The 17,124-nt window shown below is 65.8% G+C and carries 17 protein-coding genes and 1 riboswitch; of the genes, 12 read left to right on the plus strand and 5 right to left on the minus strand.

Annotated elements, in window-relative coordinates; all coding sequences use genetic code 11:
- Window positions 1-21: 21 nt before the first annotated feature.
- Window positions 22-1,434 (plus strand): ATP-binding protein, encoded by a 1,413-nt coding sequence (locus ACQR0U_RS24885; protein ID WP_315750257.1) that lies wholly within the window; start codon window positions 22-24, stop codon window positions 1,432-1,434.
- 68 nt (window positions 1,435-1,502) lie between these two features.
- Here the strand turns inward: ACQR0U_RS24885 and ACQR0U_RS24890 are convergent, their stop codons facing one another.
- The 3 genes from ACQR0U_RS24890 to ACQR0U_RS24900 form a co-directional block, all read right to left on the minus strand.
- The gene (locus ACQR0U_RS24890) at window positions 1,503-2,033 is read right to left on the minus strand and encodes a PRC-barrel domain-containing protein (protein ID WP_315750256.1); all 531 of its coding nucleotides are present in this window, start codon (window positions 2,031-2,033) and stop codon (window positions 1,503-1,505) included.
- Window positions 2,034-2,494: 461 nt separating this feature from the next.
- Window positions 2,495-2,761 carry a hypothetical protein gene (locus ACQR0U_RS24895; RefSeq protein ID WP_315717814.1) on the minus strand — a complete coding sequence of 89 codons (267 nt, stop codon included), beginning with the start codon at window positions 2,759-2,761 and terminating at the stop codon, window positions 2,495-2,497.
- A 122-nt stretch (window positions 2,762-2,883) separates the two neighbouring features.
- Window positions 2,884-4,398, minus strand: a complete 1,515-nt coding sequence (locus tag ACQR0U_RS24900; protein ID WP_434872302.1) for a hypothetical protein — start codon at window positions 4,396-4,398, stop codon at window positions 2,884-2,886.
- 214 nt (window positions 4,399-4,612) lie between these two features.
- Between ACQR0U_RS24900 and ACQR0U_RS24905 the strand changes: the two genes are divergently transcribed.
- The 7 genes from ACQR0U_RS24905 (at window position 4,613) to ACQR0U_RS24935 (ending at window position 11,437) form a co-directional block, all read left to right on the plus strand.
- Window positions 4,613-5,404, plus strand: a complete 792-nt coding sequence (locus ACQR0U_RS24905) for a lytic transglycosylase domain-containing protein (protein WP_315827106.1) — start codon at window positions 4,613-4,615, stop codon at window positions 5,402-5,404.
- A gap of 79 nt (window positions 5,405-5,483) precedes the next feature.
- A riboswitch (TPP riboswitch) is annotated at window positions 5,484-5,594 on the plus strand.
- Window positions 5,582-6,595 carry an FAD-dependent oxidoreductase gene (locus tag ACQR0U_RS24910; RefSeq protein ID WP_315717817.1) on the plus strand — a complete coding sequence of 338 codons (1,014 nt, stop codon included), beginning with the start codon at window positions 5,582-5,584 and terminating at the stop codon, window positions 6,593-6,595. It overlaps the preceding riboswitch by 13 nt.
- Window positions 6,586-6,783 (plus strand): sulfur carrier protein ThiS, encoded by a 198-nt coding sequence (gene thiS, locus ACQR0U_RS24915; protein WP_315750253.1) that lies wholly within the window; start codon window positions 6,586-6,588, stop codon window positions 6,781-6,783. Before ACQR0U_RS24910 ends, thiS begins: the two co-directional genes overlap by 10 nt.
- 103 nt (window positions 6,784-6,886) lie before the next feature.
- A complete protein-coding gene (locus tag ACQR0U_RS24920) occupies window positions 6,887-7,669 on the plus strand; it encodes a thiazole synthase (protein ID WP_434872303.1) in 783 nt (260 codons plus the stop codon).
- Window positions 7,656-8,264, plus strand: a complete 609-nt coding sequence (locus ACQR0U_RS24925) for a thiamine phosphate synthase (RefSeq protein ID WP_434844527.1) — start codon at window positions 7,656-7,658, stop codon at window positions 8,262-8,264. The genes ACQR0U_RS24920 and ACQR0U_RS24925 overlap by 14 nt, the downstream gene beginning before the upstream one ends.
- Before the next feature lie 325 nt (window positions 8,265-8,589).
- Window positions 8,590-10,491: a phosphomethylpyrimidine synthase ThiC gene (gene thiC, locus ACQR0U_RS24930; RefSeq protein WP_316226427.1), complete on the plus strand. Its 1,902-nt coding sequence runs from the start codon at window positions 8,590-8,592 to the stop codon at window positions 10,489-10,491.
- A 559-nt stretch (window positions 10,492-11,050) separates the two neighbouring features.
- Window positions 11,051-11,437 carry a RidA family protein gene (locus tag ACQR0U_RS24935; protein ID WP_316193142.1) on the plus strand — a complete coding sequence of 129 codons (387 nt, stop codon included), beginning with the start codon at window positions 11,051-11,053 and terminating at the stop codon, window positions 11,435-11,437.
- Between the two features lie 294 nt (window positions 11,438-11,731).
- On the opposite strand, the gene ACQR0U_RS24940 is transcribed toward ACQR0U_RS24935, so the two are convergent.
- Window positions 11,732-12,076, minus strand: coding sequence for a hypothetical protein (locus ACQR0U_RS24940; RefSeq protein WP_434872304.1), 345 nt, complete (start codon window positions 12,074-12,076; stop codon window positions 11,732-11,734).
- A 665-nt stretch (window positions 12,077-12,741) separates the two neighbouring features.
- Here ACQR0U_RS24940 and ACQR0U_RS24945 point away from each other — a divergent pair.
- From ACQR0U_RS24945 to ACQR0U_RS24955, 3 genes are all read left to right on the plus strand, one after another.
- On the plus strand, window positions 12,742-14,001 hold the full coding sequence (locus ACQR0U_RS24945) for an acyltransferase family protein (RefSeq protein WP_434872305.1): 1,260 nt from the start codon (window positions 12,742-12,744) through the stop codon (window positions 13,999-14,001).
- A 216-nt stretch (window positions 14,002-14,217) separates the two neighbouring features.
- Complete coding sequence (locus tag ACQR0U_RS24950) at window positions 14,218-14,472, plus strand: hypothetical protein (protein ID WP_315717825.1); 255 nt, start codon at window positions 14,218-14,220, stop codon at window positions 14,470-14,472.
- A gap of 189 nt (window positions 14,473-14,661) precedes the next feature.
- Entirely contained in the window at window positions 14,662-14,931 is a 270-nt protein-coding gene (locus tag ACQR0U_RS24955; protein ID WP_434872309.1) for a hypothetical protein, read from the plus strand.
- Window positions 14,932-14,964: 33 nt separating this feature from the next.
- On the opposite strand, the gene ACQR0U_RS24960 is transcribed toward ACQR0U_RS24955, so the two are convergent.
- A complete protein-coding gene (locus tag ACQR0U_RS24960) occupies window positions 14,965-15,585 on the minus strand; it encodes a glutathione S-transferase family protein (protein WP_315717828.1) in 621 nt (206 codons plus the stop codon).
- 109 nt (window positions 15,586-15,694) lie between these two features.
- Between ACQR0U_RS24960 and ACQR0U_RS24965 the strand changes: the two genes are divergently transcribed.
- The gene (locus ACQR0U_RS24965; protein WP_434841295.1) at window positions 15,695-16,201 is read left to right on the plus strand and encodes a mismatch-specific DNA-glycosylase; all 507 of its coding nucleotides are present in this window, start codon (window positions 15,695-15,697) and stop codon (window positions 16,199-16,201) included.
- Window positions 16,202-17,124 lie beyond the last annotated feature (923 nt).

The following is a 17,124-nucleotide window of genomic DNA, read 5'->3' on the forward strand; positions in this document are numbered from 1 at the left end:
GCCCGATCGAATGGCGATGTCATGATGTCGTTCGGCTTTCTCAACCTCAAGGGAATCCGCGGCCAGATCACGGCGCTGGTCGCCATTTCGATCGTGGCGCTCCATGCCATCATCACGGCGACGTTCCTGATCTATCGCGCCGAGCAGCCCGACCCCGAAAACGAAGTCGGGCCACTTCAGCTCGCGACCGCCATCCGCATTCTTGGACGCGCGCCCGCTGCCGAACGGCCTCGACTGATCTCCGACATTGCCCGCGCCTATCCTGAGTTCGAGCTCAAGCCTCACGTGGGGCCTCTGCCGGGTGCTTCCGGCCGCCGGCGCGAGCCGGCCGGCCCCGACGTCGAGGCCGGGACCGGTGGCGACGAGCGACGGCCGGCCCCTCCGGAGCTCGCCGACGGACGGCCTCACGGTCCAGGCGGCTTTCGTGGCCTTGGCCCAGGCTATCGCGTCTTCATGCCGCCGCCCGGCTCCCAGACGCGCACCGTCATCTTCGCTCTGCCCGATGGCAACATGGTTTCGGCTCGAATGGCCGACCGGCCGCACCGGCCACCGTTCTGGGGCGCCCCATGGCTGACGACGATCATGTTCGCGCTGATCAGCACGACACTGCTCGGCCTGTGGGCGGCCCGCGCGCTGACCTCACCGCTGTCGAGCTTCGCCAAGGCTGCCGAGAGCTTCAGCCTCGATGGCGATGCCACTGCCCTGCCCGAGCGCGGACCGGAAGAGATCCGGTCGCTGGCGCGCGCCCTGAACCGTATGCGCCAACGCATCACGGCGCTGATGAACGACCGGACCAAGATGCTGGCGGCCATCAGCCACGATCTGCGGACACCGCTGACCCGCATGCGGCTGCGCTGTGAGTTCGTCGAGGACGAGCTGCAGCGCAATCGCATGCTGGCCGATCTCGATCAGATGCATGCGATGCTGGGCTCGGTGCTGTCATTCCTGCGCAACGGCCGCAAGCTCGAGCCGATGACGCTGGTCGATATCGCGAGCATCCTTCAGCTCGTCGCCGACCAATTCGCCGATGTCGGCCACAGCGTCACCTATATCGGCCCGGCGCACGCGATGGCGACGGTGCGTCCCGACGACCTGATGCGTTCGGTCACCAACCTGGTCGAGAACGCCGTGAAGTACGGCAAGGAAACCGTCATCAGACTGGTGGCGTCGGGGAAGTGCCTGACGATCGACGTGGAGGATGATGGACCCGGGATCGCCGATGCGCGCAAGCCCGACATGCTGGAGCCCTTCGTGCGCGGCGACGATGCCCGCAACATGGACGAGGCCACCGGGTTCGGCCTGGGCCTCTCGATCGCGAAGGCGATCGTCCAGGCGCATGGCGGCGAGCTGTCATTGCACGATCGCAAGCCAAGCGGACTGATCGCCCGCATCGAGCTGCCGCTCGGCCAGACCACCTTGCGCCCCGCAGCATGACGCGCGAACGCGCCCGGACGGATCCGGGCGCGCCGCTTGGGCAGTCAGCTAGACGTCAGTGACGCCGTTTACTCCGAGTACTTGAACTCGGGCATCGACTTCAGCTGGTCCTTGGTGGCGTTGATCATCGCATGGTCGGGATACCAGCGATTCTTCGAGGAGCTCATCGACGAGGATGACGAAGTGCCGGTGGCGGCGCCGGTCGTCGTGGCCGGCGGCGTGGTCGCCTTGCCCGAGGCCGGAGCGTTGGAGGCGGTGTTGGCCTGAACCGGCTGGTCCGAGAACTTGACCTGATCGAACGAGACAGCGACGAGGTGCTCACCCATGCCGAGGAAGCCGCCGACGCCGATCACGACGCCCTTGACTGCGCCGCTCTTGTCGATCAGCAGATCGTCGATCGAGCCGACATTCTCGTTGTTGTTGTTGTAGACCTTCACGCCGACGAGCTTGGAGCTGCGCCAGTCGCCCTGATAGGACGCGACGGTGGTGTCGCTCTTGATCGTGGTGTTGGTTGTGGTGGTGGTGCTCTCCGCAGCAAAGGCGGCGGTCGCGAGCAGCAGGGAACCGGCGAGGCCGGCCGCAACAGTCTTCATCATCATGTGGTGTCTCCTCTAGGTGGATGGTGACGAGAGAACGGCAATGGACAGTCGGCGTTCCGCGGGAACCACGATTTCGTCATGCTGCGCGACAAGCAGCCTCAGTGCGCCGCGGCAGTGTCACTTTGTGACGTTCGGGGGATCCGGGTGACGTCGCTCACATCGCCAAGCCGCACCGCCGCGCCTAGCACGGGAGCCCGACTAACAGGTCTACATTGGCTGGAGCTGGTGTAAGCCTATTGCTGCTAGCTCGGTTTCACCTCTCCCCCGCCTGCGGGGTGAGGTCGGATTGCATCGCCAGTTGCGATCCGGGTAAGAGGGTACAGATCTCCCCATCGGCGCTTCCCGTGGGTCTGCCCTCCCCCCAACCCTCTCAGCGCGAGCGAAGCTCGTCGCGCCCCCGTAAGAACGGGGAGAGGGAGCCGACCGTCAGCGCTGCAACGACCCGCAATAGTCAATCGAGCCTACGCCGCCATCGCGCCGTTCTCGTCGACGGACTCGGCATAGAAGGCGATGGTTTCGTAGCGATAGTCGCAGAGGCGGCAGTGCCAGAGATAGGCGGTGCGGCGGCCATCCTTTTCGACCCAGGACGGCAATGCGATCGCCTCGCCACATTGGGCGCAGGGATTGTTGCGCGGCAGATCCACGACGCGAACCGTGGATGGCATCGCGTCGATATCGAATGAATGGTCGATGCTGGGTGAATGATCGTCGGCTGCCTTCACGGCCATGACGCGCTCCCTCTCTGTTCAGTCTTCTTGAATGAGTCAGGCATGCTGTCGAACTGACGGCCCTGATCTTAGCCGCGCGGCGGTTGTTTTGCACGCGCCGGGATGCCGCGCGACATCCGACCTCACGGAGATGGGATCAACGCGTTTGATTCAATTGCCGCCGGAGAGACCGCCGGTTCCGCGACATGACGGGCACCCGCCTTGCGCAGATGGATGGTGGCGATGTCGTCAGCATAAACCTTCTGCCAGCCGTCGACGTGATCGAGCAGCTTGGTCGCAGCACTCTGCGTGCGCAGCAGGGTCGCCTCGATGCCGTAGTCCTTGAGCAGGCGGAACAGATTGTCCGGCTCCATCAGGCCGGACGCGGCGTTGTGATCGACGAAGAACTTTTCGCCATAGAGCTCTGTGCGGCCGTCGATGAACGGCGCGACACCGGCTGAGATCAGGTAGCCGCCGAAATCATAGTCATTGAGAACCCGCGTGAGGTTGAGCTTCTTCAGCTCGGTCACGGCCGCGACCGGGGTGCCGCGCATGTTCGGCGTGTAGTTCAGGATCGAAGCCGAGGCGACCGTGCCGGCGCCGAGCGCGAGCATCACTGCCGCCGTCAGCGCCGCTCCCGACGCGCGCCCCGGCGGCAGCACGGGCGACGCGCCCGCCTGCCGCGCGAGCGGTGCGGCGAGCACCAGCGGGCCGACCAACGCCAGGATCTCCGCCGCGCGCGCCTGCGCCAGCGCCATGTGCAGCAGGCCGAGCAGCATCAGGATCCGCACCGGAGGCAGCCTGAGACCATGGAACAGCGCGACCCCGATGGCGATCAGCAGGCAGATCTCGAACGGACCGAGCCCCTGGAAGTCGGTCGCCTTCCATTCCACGATCAACGGCAACGCCTGGCCCAGCGAGAGGATCTTCTGCGACGCCAGCAGCGCATTCCAGCCATAGGGCGTGCAGCAGCTCGCCGCCAGCGCGAGCGCCGCAAACCCGGCCCAGCGCAGCGCAAGGCCGGAGCGGACCGAGCGATCGGCATTCACCAGCGCGTCGAGCGCGGCGGGCGCGATGAAGAACAGGCCGAACACGAATCCGCCATGCAGATTGGCCCACAGCGCGATCAACGGCACCAGCTGCCATGGCGGCGCAGCCCTGCGATCGGCCGCATCGACAAGTCCGGCGATCCAGGCGACCAGGATCGGAAACGCCAGCACATGCGGCCGCGCCAGCAGATGCGGCAGGCAGAGCAGGAACGCCGCGACCACGAACACCAATGTCGTGGCGTCGCGCAGATGCCGACCGAGGGCGCGCGCGAACAGCGCGAAGGACAGCGCGGTCACCGAGGCCGCCAGCACCACCGGCCCGGTCCAGCCGGCGAACGTGTAAGCGGCGGCATAGGCGACCTGCGCCAGCCACTGCGTGGAGATCCAGGGCGCGCCGCGCATGGTGAAGGAATAGACGTCGACCTCGGGGACCGCGCGATGGTCGATGATCCACTGCCCCACCGTGATCTGCCACAGCGTGTCGGGATCGTTGAGCAGCCGGTTGCCGGAGATCAGCAGCAGCGCATAGACGCCGGCGCCGACCCATAGTGGCAGCAGCGCCTGCGCGCGCCCGGCGGTCGCTTCGGTGTGGGTGACGGACAGCGTCATCGCGGCAGGGCCCCGTTCGCAAAATTGCGCCGCCAGCCAAGCATGAACGGCATAATTCGCGGTAAACCACCGGAGCATCCGCACTTGCCCGGAGTCACCGCCCCATTCTTGCCACATTATCGCCCGGCGTTTGCGCCAATTACGGTGTGCAAAGTGTAAAGCGCGTGCTGGGGGGCTACTCGGCATGCGTGTGGTTCCCGGGGGATCCTGACACATGAGACGTCTTGTGCTGACGGCCTGCATTGCAGGCTTCGCGATGGCTGGTCCCGTGCCGCCTGCAATGGCTGCCGATGATGCGAGCACCGCATCGGACAGTGCGGCCAAACCGAAAGCCGGCAAGGTCAAGCTCGCCCATGTCCGCTCTGACGGAACCAGGGAGCTGGCGGCACGCAGCGCGGTGACCAAGGCCGCGCGCGAGGTCGAGGCGATCGAGGCCGTCAGCAGCGCCGACACCTCGCCGCCGATGGACGCCAATGCCTCAGCCCCCGCCGACACCGATGCCATCCCGGCCGCTGCGGCCGAGCCCCGCGAGGCCGAGCGCGGGGCGGCCGAGGCCAAGCCCCGCCACATCGACACCGGCCATCCGCACATCGACGCGCTGGTGGCGGTGCACGCCGCCGCCAACAACATTCCGGAATCGCTGATCCACCGCGTCATCGTGCGCGAGAGCAAATACCAGAAGGACCTGGTCGGCCGCTGCGGCTGCATCGGCCTGATGCAGATCAAGCTCGGCACCGCGCGCGGCCTGGGCTACACCGGCGACGCACAGGGCCTGCACGATCCGAACACCAATCTCACCTATGGCGTGCGCTATCTCGCCGGCGCCTATCGTGCCGCCCGCGGCGATCACGACCGCGCCGTGCTCTACTTCGCCAGGGGCTACTACGAGGAGGCCAAGCGGCAGCGCCTGGCCGACGCGCGGCCCGCCGGCCGCTCCGAGCGGACGAGCGGCCCGCTCGACATCACCCCGAAGATTGCAACCGGCCGCCACGCGCGGGCGCACTGATCGCCATTGGTTCCAAGGGACACCGGCTTTGTCTTTCCGTGACACTCCGTTGACACGGAGGGATATCGGTCTATTTTAAGTGCGTTCCGAGGGGAGCTCCGAGGGGAGCTGAGATACCGCAGCGTGATGCGGTGACCCTTTGAACCTGATCCGGGTCATGCCGGCGAAGGGACAGGGATGCAGCAGACAACCACGCGCGGGGATGTCCCCGTTTCCATCATCGGTGCGGGCATCGCGGGTGCCTGGCAAGCCTTGCTGCTCGCGCGCGCGGGCCGCGAGGTCACGCTGCACGAGCGCAGCGACGCCGATCTGATGCTCTCCACCAGCCATTGGGCCGGCGGCATGCTGGCGCCCTATTGCGAGAGCGAGGTCGCCGAGCCGATCATCAGCCGGCTCGGGCTCGCCTCGCTCGACATCTGGCGGCGCGAGCTGCCGGACACGCCGTTCAACGGTTCGCTGGTGATCGCGCATGCCCGCGACCGCGCCGACTACGACCGCTTCGCCCGCCGCACCTCCGGCTATCAGCGGCTCGACGCGCAGCAGCTTGCGGCGTTGGAGCCGTCGCTGGAGGGCCGCTTCCGCGAGGGCCTGTTCTATCCGACCGAGGGCCATGTCGAGCCACGCCGCGTGCTGCCTAAGCTGCATCAGCGCATCGTCGAGGCTGGCGGCCGCGTGCTGTTCAACAGCGACGTCACGGCTGACGATCTCGACGGCCTCGTGATCGACTGCCGCGGGCTGGAGGCGCGCGACGCCGAGCCCGAGCTGCGCGGCGTCAAGGGCGAGATGATCCTGATCGAGACCGCCGAGGTGCAGCTCGCGCGGCCCGTGCGGCTGATGCATCCGCGCTTCCCGCTCTATCTGATCCCGCGCGAGGACAACCTGTTCATGCTGGGGGCGACGTCACTCGAGGCCGAGGACACCGGCGTCAGCCTGCGCTCGGCGCTGGAATTGCTCGGTGCCGCCTACTCGGTGCATCCGGCGTTCGGCGAGGCGCGCATCCTCGAATTCGGCTCGGGGCTCAGGCCGGCCTATCCCGACAATCTGCCGCGCATCACCATCAAGGGCGAGCGCGAGATCCGCGTCAACGGCCTCTACCGCCACGGCTTCCTGATCGCGCCGGCGCTGGCGCAGGCGACCTTGAACTATCTCGCGCACGGCCAGATCGACAACGAGGTGATGCGATGCGCGTGACCGTCAATGGCGAGGCCCGCGACATCAGCGCGACCAGCGTCGCCGCGCTGCTCTCCGAGCTCGACTACGAAGGCACCCATTTCGCGATCGCGCTGAACTACGACGTGGTGCCGAAGAGTCGCTGGGCCGAGACGCAGCTCAAGACCGGCGACGAGATCGAGATCATCACCCCCCGGCAGGGAGGGTGATGCTCATGGAGCTCGCGCCACAACCACCACTGTCATCGCCGGCTTTCGCGGGGATGACAGGCTTCGTTGCGGCGACCACCGTCCGACATGACGGAGACCATTGATGCCCACCTTCTACGACAAGACTTTCGCCTCCCGCCTGCTGATCGGCACCGCGCTCTACCCCTCGCCTGCGATCATGCAGGACGCGATCCGCGACTCGGGCGCGCAGATCGTCACCGTGTCGCTGCGGCGCGAGGCCGCCGGCGGCAAGACCGGCGATGCGTTCTGGAAGCTGATCAACGCGCTCGATGTCACCGTGCTGCCGAACACCGCCGGCTGCCGCAGCGTGCGCGAGGCGGTGACGACGGCGAAGCTCGCGCGCGAATTGTTCGGCACGAGCTGGATCAAGCTCGAAGTGATCGGCGACAACGACACCCTGCAGCCCGACGTGGTTGGTCTCGTCGAAGCCGCTGATATCCTGATCAAGGACGGTTTCGAGGTGTTCCCCTACTGCACCGAGGATCTCACGGTCGCGATGCGGCTGGTCGATGCCGGCTGCAAGGTCGTGATGCCCTGGGCGGCGCCGATCGGCTCGGCCAAGGGCATCATCAACCGCGACGCGCTGAAGCTGCTGCGCGACCGCCTGCCCGATATCACCCTGGTGGTCGACGCCGGCCTGGGCGCGCCGAGCCACGCGGCGGAAGCACTTGAGCTCGGCTACGACGCCGTGCTGCTCAACACGGCGATTGCCAAGGCTGCCGACCCGGTGGCGATGGCCCGCGCCTTCCGGCTCGGGGTCGAAGCCGGCCGCACCGCCTACGAGGCCGGGCTGATCGACGCCCGCGATTTCGCCTCGCCCTCCACCCCTGTCGTTGGGACACCGTTCTGGCATGCCGTATCCTGATCGCTTCTATCCCGTCGTCGACAGCCTCGCCTGGGTCGAGCGCCTGACCAGGCTCGGCGTCGGCACCGTGCAGCTGCGCGCGAAGGACCTCAACGACGGCGAGGCGCTGCAGATCGTCACCGACGCGCTGGCGATCACCAAGGGCACGGCGACGAAGCTGATCGTCAACGACTACTGGCGCGCCGCGATCGTTGCCGGCGCGCAGCACCTCCATCTCGGCCAGGAGGACCTCGCCGACGCCGACGTCGCCGCGATCAAGGAGGCCGGCCTGACGCTCGGCCTCTCGACGCATGACGATGCCGAGCTGGAGACCGCGCTCGCCGCTAAGCCGGACTACGTCGCGCTCGGCCCGATCTTCCCGACGACGCTGAAGGCGATGCGCTTCGCCCCGCAGGGCATCGCGAAGATCACCGAGTGGAAGAAGCGCGTCGGCACCATCCCGCTGGTCGCGATCGGCGGCATCAAGCTGGAGCAGGCCGCGGAGATCTTCGCCGCCGGCGCCGACTCCATCGCCGTCGTCAGCGACGTGACGCAGAACCCCGACCCCGACGCCCGCGTCCGCGCCTGGCTCGATGCGACCAGGGAGCCGGCATGATGCGCGCGGATTTTGCGAATGCGTCTGAGAATTGTTGCAGGAGATCACCTCCGCGAACGCGGTGTGCCCCCCTCCCCCTTGCGGGGAGGGGTCGGGGGTGGGGGTCCACGCGCACAGCTCTCCATGTGACGTCACGTCCGGCACGCTGCAGCTCTAAGGAATCGCCCAACTCATCAGCATCGCATTCCGGGCACCCCCACCCCCAACCCCTCCCCGCAAGGGGGAGGGGGGCGCACTGCACTCGCCGCAAGACCTCCCGCCAACACATCGCCTCTGAACGCCGGGCGCTTTGGCCGGAATAACAACAATTGAGAAGGAGGATCCCATGAACATCCGCTCCAATCCCGACACCACCCTGCCCGCCGTCACCACCGGCCCGCTGCCGTCCTCGCGCAAGATCTACGCAACGCCGGACTCCGCGCCCGACCTGCGCGTGCCGCTGCGCGAGATCATCCTCTCGGAAGCGGCCTCCGAGCCGAACCTGCCGGTCTACGACACCTCCGGCCCCTACACCGATCCGACCGTGACGATCGACGTCAATGCCGGCCTGTCGCGCGCCCGCACCGCCTGGGTGCGCGAGCGTGGCGGCGTCGAGGAGTACGAAGGCCGCGACATCAAGCCTGAGGACAACGGCAATGTCGGCGCCGACAAGGCCGCAAAGTCGTTCACCGCGCATCACAAGCCGCTGCGCGGCCTCGACGGCCACAAGATCACCCAGCTCGAATTCGCCCGCGCCGGCATCGTCACCAAGGAGATGATTTACGTCGCCGAGCGCGAGAATCTCGGCCGCAAGACCCAGCTCGAGCGCGCCGAAGCCGCACTTGCCGACGGCGAGAGTTTTGGCGCATCCGTGCCCGCCTTCATCACCCCGGAGTTCGTGCGCGACGAGATCGCGCGTGGCCGCGCCATCATTCCCTGCAACATCAACCATGCCGAGTTGGAGCCGATGATCATCGGCCGCAACTTCCTGACCAAGATCAACGCCAATATCGGCAACTCGGCGGTGACATCCTCCGTTGAAGAGGAAGTGGACAAGATGGTGTGGGCGATCCGCTGGGGCGCCGACACCGTGATGGACCTCTCGACGGGCCGCAACATCCACACCACCCGCGAATGGATCCTGCGCAACTCGCCGGTGCCGATCGGCACCGTGCCGATCTACCAGGCGCTGGAGAAGTGCAACGGCGACCCGGTCGCGCTGACCTGGGAGCTCTACAAGGACACCCTGATCGAGCAGTGCGAGCAGGGCGTCGACTACTTCACCATCCACGCCGGCGTGCGTCTCGCCTACATCCACCTCACCGCGAGCCGCGTCACCGGCATCGTCTCGCGCGGCGGCTCGATCATGGCGAAGTGGTGCCTCGCGCATCACAAGGAGAGCTTCCTCTACACCCATTTCGAGGAGATCTGCGACATCATGCGCAAGTATGACGTCTCGTTCTCGCTCGGCGACGGCCTGCGCCCGGGCTCGATCGCGGATGCCAACGACCGCGCCCAGTTCGCCGAGCTGGAAACACTTGGCGAGCTCACCAAGATCGCGTGGGACAAGGGCTGCCAGGTCATGATCGAGGGTCCCGGCCACGTGCCGATGCACAAGATCAAGATCAACATGGACAAGCAGCTCAAGGAGTGCGGCGAGGCGCCGTTCTATACGCTCGGGCCGCTGACCACCGACATCGCACCGGGCTACGACCACATCACCTCGGGCATCGGCGCCGCCATGATCGGCTGGTTCGGCTGCGCCATGCTGTGCTACGTGACGCCGAAGGAGCATCTGGGCCTGCCGGATCGCAACGACGTCAAGACCGGCGTCATCACCTACAAGATCGCCGCCCACGCCGCCGATCTCGCCAAGGGCCATCCTGCCGCGCAACTGCGCGACGACGCCCTCTCCCGCGCCCGCTTCGAGTTCCGCTGGACCGACCAGTTCAACCTCGGCCTCGACCCGGACACCGCCAAGAGCTTCCACGACGAGACCCTGCCGAAGGAAGCCCACAAGGTCGCGCATTTCTGCTCGATGTGCGGCCCGAAGTTCTGCTCGATGAAGATCACCCAGGACGTCCGCGACTACGCCGCCACGCTGAACGACCCGACCACCGTCGGCATGACCATCAGCGGCACCATCGAGGACGGCATGGCCCAGATGAGCGCCAAGTTCAAGGAAATGGGCGGCAGCGTGTATCTGGATGCGGAGAAGGTGAAGGAGAGCAACAAGGCGTTGTCCTGAAGCCCGCTCAACTCTCCATCGTCATGGCCGGGCTTGACCCGGCCATCCATCAAGCCGGGCGCAAGCCCGGCTTTTCTTTGACGGCTGCTATATCTTCCGATCCACGATTGACAGTCGGCTGCCGCTCGTCGCGACATATCGCCTGCTGACTATTGTCAGCCTTTCTCATGCTCAGCATGCAGAGAACGGATTATTGGACTCACTCCGCGTTCCTTCATTTTCAGATATCCACAGAGAACGCGAGTGAGCAGTGCCAAGCGTTTAGGTCAAATATCACCTTAATGGTCCACTAAGGCGATTGTCGATCATGGTCTTTGATCATTGCACTTCGTAGGAGAGCACATCAACTTCGCGGACGAAACAGGAGAATCATATGCCTGAACGATCTCCCCGCGAGTCGAAGCAGCACTGGTTGTTCGGTCTAGCAGCCTGCTTGTGGCCAATCGCCTTTGCATTGGTAGGCATATTCGGAAGCCTTCCAATATCTACCGCTGAGGTCCTAACGCGTGTCTTGCGGCTCTGGTGAACATCACATACTTCAAAAAAAAATGGACGTCTCATGCCCATCCACCACATCCTCGCCCCACCCCACATCAAAGCCCCGCCGCTGTCGTTTGGCACCCGGATCGGCGACCTCCTCTTCATCTCCGGCATTCCCGGCTTCGATGCCCACGGCAACCTGCCCGCCGAGTTCGACGCGCAGTTCGCCAATGTCGTGACCAACTTCACCCGCGTCCTGACCGAAGGCGGCGCGACCATCCGCGAGTTGGTCAAGGTCAACGTGCTGCTGACGCGAGCCGCTGACGTCGCGACCATGAACCGGCTCTATGCCGAGGCGTTCGGGCCGGCACCCTACCCCGCGCGCACCACCTGCGTGGTCGCAGCGCTGCCTGATTCGAAGATGCTGATCGAGATCGAGGGCGTCGCGGCGGTCGTGAAACGGTAGGGTGGGTTAGCGGACGGCAACCGACGATCTCTCCATGCTCGCACATGGCTGAAGGCCGTTCGCGTAACCCACCATTCCGCGCAGGCGGCGGGTTACGCGCCCTGGCAAACATTCCCCTGCGCGGTGAAATCGTCCCGCGGGCGTTAACCCGCCCTACGTTCTGCCCGATCCGAAGATGCTGATCGAGATCGAGGGTGTCGCGGCGCTCGTCGTAACGTGAGCTGGTCAGGCCGAGGGCTTTGCGCGATCCGCTTCGGAGCGCGCGAATGCCCCCGCACCCGACCGTCGACCGACCTACGGCACGTTGATCTGCTTCCTGCTCGTGGCGCCGATCACTTCGATCCCCTTCGTGCCGCGCACGTGTGTGATGTCGAGGACAACGTGATACGGCGCGGTCTGCGGCAAGCCGATGCCGCTTTGGCAGCCGACCACCTCGATGCCCCAATATTCGGGTTGCCGGATATAGATCAGCGGATGCAATTCGACCTTCATCGTGATCCAGGGCTTGGTGCCGGTGACGATCAGGAAGTAGGTGTCCGGAACGATGCCGGGCACCACGGTCGCGCTGTCGAACGTGATGATCCTGCACGATGTGGACTGGGGCAGAGCCTCGAATGCCTTGAGGTGCGCTTCTTCCATGACAAGCTCCGTTGAAATGAAACTCAAAAATTCACCGCACTAAAACAATCGCGAATTTTAGACTTCAATTTCGCGAATTACAACTACTGAGTGTAACTCCATGTTGGTGACACCGACACCGTCGTGGACGCGCATTCACCCGTCTAGCGCCCGCACTCCAGAAGATGCTGATCGAGGGCGTCGCGGCGGCCGCGACACCGCAGGGTGGGCAAAGGCGCCGTCGGCGCTCGCAGAGCGGCGGCGGAGGCGTGCCCACCGCGGAGGGCATGGTGGGCACGCGTCAGCCGGCGCGCGGCGATCCAGCGAGACGTCGCTTCGTCCGCCCTACGGTTTTGCCGATGAGGCGACAGTCAATGACTATGATCGTCGTCCAGCGATCGTGCGGCCGATCAACGGACGCCGCTCTGCCGTTCACGCGACCTCGACGAGCGGAAGATGCCGGCCGAGCAACACGCCGTTGCGCTCCGCAGCAGCACCGCGAGCTTCCCTTCGCATCACCTGCACTGACGCCCGCCGTTTGCCGCCACCGCGGGCGGCCCGCCTCATTCTGCTGCAACCCTGCGTCGTGATGGTCCCCGGCCCGCGATTTTCGTCACTTGCGGACGGTTTAACTTTTAAATAGGATTTAATAGTCCGAAACATTATCTCCGAAAATCTGACGATAAATGTTTTATCCATGGCCGATTCATGCCCTGTTCCGCCTCGCGGCCGCCGCCACGGCGCCATTGCGGGAGGCGATCCGGGAGGCCTTCCAGGCCCAGGTCTATCCGCTCGGCTACGTCCCCTCGCATGACGGCATGCGCGGGCTGATGACCCTGGGCGTCGTCACGGCGCATGTCTCCCACAGCCTCGTGCCGGGCGCGGTGCTCTATATCGACCTGTTCTTCGTCGCCAGCGCCTATTACATCACCGGCCTGCTGCTGCGGGACATCGACAAGCACGGCCACATCAGGTTCCGCCAGTTCTACGCCCGGCGCTTCGCCCGGATCGTGCCGCCGCTGCTCCTGATGCTCGCGGCCTATCTGCTGTTCACCTGGCTGCTTCGGCCGCCATTGCTGTCGGCGGTCGAGCGCGCCGCGATCGCGCTCTCCTACATCGCCAACTACTGGTACGTGTTCGACCCGAAGACGATCGAGGACATCGGCCACACCTGGACCTTGTCGACCGAGGAGCAGTTCTATCTGCTGTGGCCGCTGACCTTCGCAATCCTGGTGAAGCGGTTCGGCGTGACCCGGCGGCTGGTCGGGGCCATCTGCACCATCGCAGCCGCAATCTGGGCCTGGCGCGTGGCGCAAGTGATGGATGGCGCGGAGTGGCGTCGGCTCTACACCGCGTTCGATACCCGCGCCGATGCGCTGGTGGCAGGCTGCGCCATGGCCGTCGTGCTCAGGCTGGTGCCGCAGGGCGCCTCCCCCGCGCTCGATCGCCTGTGGCCGAAGCTCGCATGGCCGCTGCTGATCTACTGGATCACGGTCACCTTCCTGTTCTGGCCGGCGGACGGGCCGAGCATGAACTACTATCTGTTCGGCAGCATGGTGTGCGGCGTGCTTCCGGGCATCCTCGCGCTGACCATGCTGGGGCGGAGCCACGGCACGATCTGCCATCGCATCTTCGAATGGCCGGTGGCGATCTTCCTCGGCCGGATCTTCTACGGCATCTATCTCTGGCACCTGCCGATCCTGAACTTCCTGGACAGCTACGGCGTGTGGTGGCCGCTGCGGCTCGCGATCGGGCTGCCGCTGTCGATCGTGGCGGCGACGCTGTCCTACGCCTATCTCGAGCGCCACTTCCTGCGCCGGCGCGCGCGGCCGGTCACCTCGCCGCCGATCGTCACGGGCGCGTCTCCGGTGCTGGTTCCGGCAGCGAGCTTCGGCGCGGATCTCCGCTTCTCGTCGCATGCGAGCACCGAAGGCGTCCGCCCCTGAGCCGTGCGCCGAGGTCGCCGAAACGACCGCGTCGGCCCCGCAATCAAGTCGACGCGCCGAGCCTGCAGACCCGCCTCCCCTTCCGCCGGGATCGTCAGGTGACCACGATCGCGCGCTTTTGACGCACGCGTTCTGCAGACTTGCCTTCAAAATGAACGAGACCGCTCCGACATAGGGCCACCCGCTGGCCGGGCCAGTTCGTTGCCGGAGTTGACGATGCCTCGTTTCACCACAATCTTTTTTGCTGCATCTCTCGCGGCCGCGCTGCTCGCCGCCGCGCCCGCCCAGGCCGGCTACTACATCATCCGCTGGGACAACACCGGCATCTGCCAGGTCTGGAGCGAGGCCTTCGCCTTCAAGCCGGTCGCATGGCCGTCGAGCTATCAGGTCATCAGCCGGCCGGTGCCGACGTTCAACGACGCCGTGACCCGGCAGATCAGGCTGCGCCAGCAGGGCCGCTGCACCCTGTGAGCCCGCGCCTGATGGCATCACGTGACGGCGGCATGCCGTCGTTCACATCCCGGACATCGCTGTGAATGACGGCACGCGCGGCTTGCGTTGCGTGCGCTTTTGTCGCACCACTTTGGCCTTGGTCCGGCCGCAAGGCCGGTGGCCCGCGCGAGCGGGCGATTATCGTTGTTTCGTTTGAGGAGATTGATGATGCGTCGCCTGACCACGCTCGCTGCCGCCGCGGCCATTGCAGCCGCCTCGATCGCGCCCACCGCCTTCGCCGCGCCTGCGCCCAAGTCCGGCTACTACGTGATCCGCTGGGACAACACCGGCATCTGCCAGATCTGGAACACCGAGCTACAATCGAAGCCGGTGGAGTGGCCGTCGACCTACAGGATCGTGTCCAAGCCGGTGCCGACCTTCGTCGAGGCGACCAACATCCAGCTCAAGCTGCGCGACGAGCGCCGCTGCTTCCTGTAAGCGGCGTTCGCACGCAGTCGTGCATGGCGGCGGTCAGGCTGCGCTGACCGCGCTCGCCTGCATCGGCACGAAGCCGGGCAGATCGGCGATCCGCGCCAGCCATGCTTGCACGTTGGGGTACGGCGTCAGCGATACGCCGCCTTCGGGCGCATGCGCGGTGTAACTATAGAGCGCGACGTCGGCGATGGTCGGCGTCGCGCCGGTCAGATAGGGTCGCGCGGCAAGTTCGCATTCCATCACCCCGAACAGGCTGTTGGCGAGCTGGTGCGCCCGCGCCATGTCCAGCGGCACGCCGAACAAGGTCGCAACCCGCGCCGCCGCCGGGCCGAACGCGAGCGGACCGGCCGCGGCCGACAGCCAGCGCTGGACCTGGGCCTGGCCGAGCGGATCGCGCGGCAGCCACGTGCCGGAGCCGTCATAGCGGCCGGCGAGATAGACCAGGATCGCATTGGAATCGGGGATCACGGCGTCGCCGTCGACCAGCACCGGCACCTGGCCGAACGGATTGAGCGCGAGGAAGTCCGGCCGCTTGTGCGCGCCGCCCTTGAGGTCGACCTCGACGAGCTCGCAAGGCAGGCCGAGCAGGCTCAGCATTAGCCGCGCGCGATGCGCGTGGCCGGAGAGGGCGAAATAGTACAGACGACGTTGCGACATCAGGTGCTCCCGTGGCTCCGCGTCACCTAGACCAGGGACGCCGCAGCAACAATGCGGCCTCCCTGCAACAGGCTGTTGCAGCGGCTGCAACAATGCGACAACGCCAGCCATGGACCGCCTGCCCGACCAGCTCCAGCCCGGCCTGCGCCTCGTCTTCGTCGGCACCGCCGCGAGCGAACGCTCGGCGGCGACCGGGCACTACTACGCCCATCCCGGCAACCGTTTCTGGCGCACGCTGTTCGCGGTCGGCCTGACACCGCGGCTGTACCAGCCGCAGGAATTTCCGGCGCTGCTGTCGCTCGGCATCGGCTTCACCGATCTGTGCAAGCTGGGCGCGGGCATGGACCATGTCGCGCTGAAGGCCGGCGTCGACGTCGCCGGTTTCGCCGCAAAGATCCGACACCATCGCCCGGCAACCGTCGCCTTCACCAGCAAGAAGGCCGCGAGCCTGTTTTATGGCAAGCCGACCGGCACGATTGCGCTGGGGCGGCAGCCGGAGCGGGAGCAGGATGATTTCCCGACCGTGTTCGTCCTCGCCTCACCGTCCGGCGCGGCGTCGGGTGCGTGGACGGAGCAGCCGTGGCTGGAGCTGGCGGCGCATGTGGCAAAGATCTGAGGCAAGCGATTTTGCCTCAGATCCCATGATGACCTCAGATCCCATGATGATGAGTAACATCATCATCACTGCGAGCAAACTACTGGCGACCTCCGCGCAGTGCCAATGACTGCGCCCTCGCCCCTTGTGGGAGAGGGCATGTAGGACAGAGCGGCAAACTCGCTTGGGTGAGGGGTTTACCTCGACGAGTTCAACTTGCGGAGGAGCCCCCCTCACCCAACCGATTACGTTGGTGGGCCGGCGATACCCTCTCCCACAAGGGGCGATGGCGCTGTGTTGTACAGCGCAACGCTCGAGCGCAAACGACTGATGTGCCCCGATCTCAGAACGGCCCTATCATTTTCGACCCTTACCCGACGGGCAATCTCCGCATCCCCGCCATGCACCAACTGCCCGTCGTGTTAGTTTGTCGCACGTCCGCGCGCTTGCCATGTCGGGCAAATCAGGACGATGTTTCCGCTCAACCCGCCTCATGCAGAGGGACGTACGCGTCGTCACGATACGTAGAGGTGGGCCGCGGTGGACGTGATCGCTGCGCCCGACGAGCGCGGCTGTCACGTGCGGTGAAGTCGTGATGTCCTGATACCCCGAAGCTGGTATCACGTGCGTGCTCATGCGGAAGCGTGACGCGTGCAATGGCGGCCAACAAGCCGGCGCGCCAGGGAGACCACGTATAAGCCGTCAGACCATGCGCGCAGGGAAGGCCGGGATGTCTCCGCCGAACCTGTGGTTCTGCCGCGTGCTTATCTGTTGCACGCGGACCATGGGAGCGGCGAGCTCCCGGCCTTCCCTGCCCCTCTCAATTTTCGATGGGGCTCGCACGATGCATCCCTCGCGCACGCGGTGCGGCGAGAACGCGGACTTATGAGCAGGAGCGAGGGAGGGAGATGGTGTTGGCAGTGCTCAGCACGCAACGACGGTCC

It is taken from the genome of Bradyrhizobium sp. HKCCYLRH3097, from assembly GCF_051167875.1.
GTDB lineage: Bacteria > Pseudomonadota > Alphaproteobacteria > Rhizobiales > Xanthobacteraceae > Bradyrhizobium.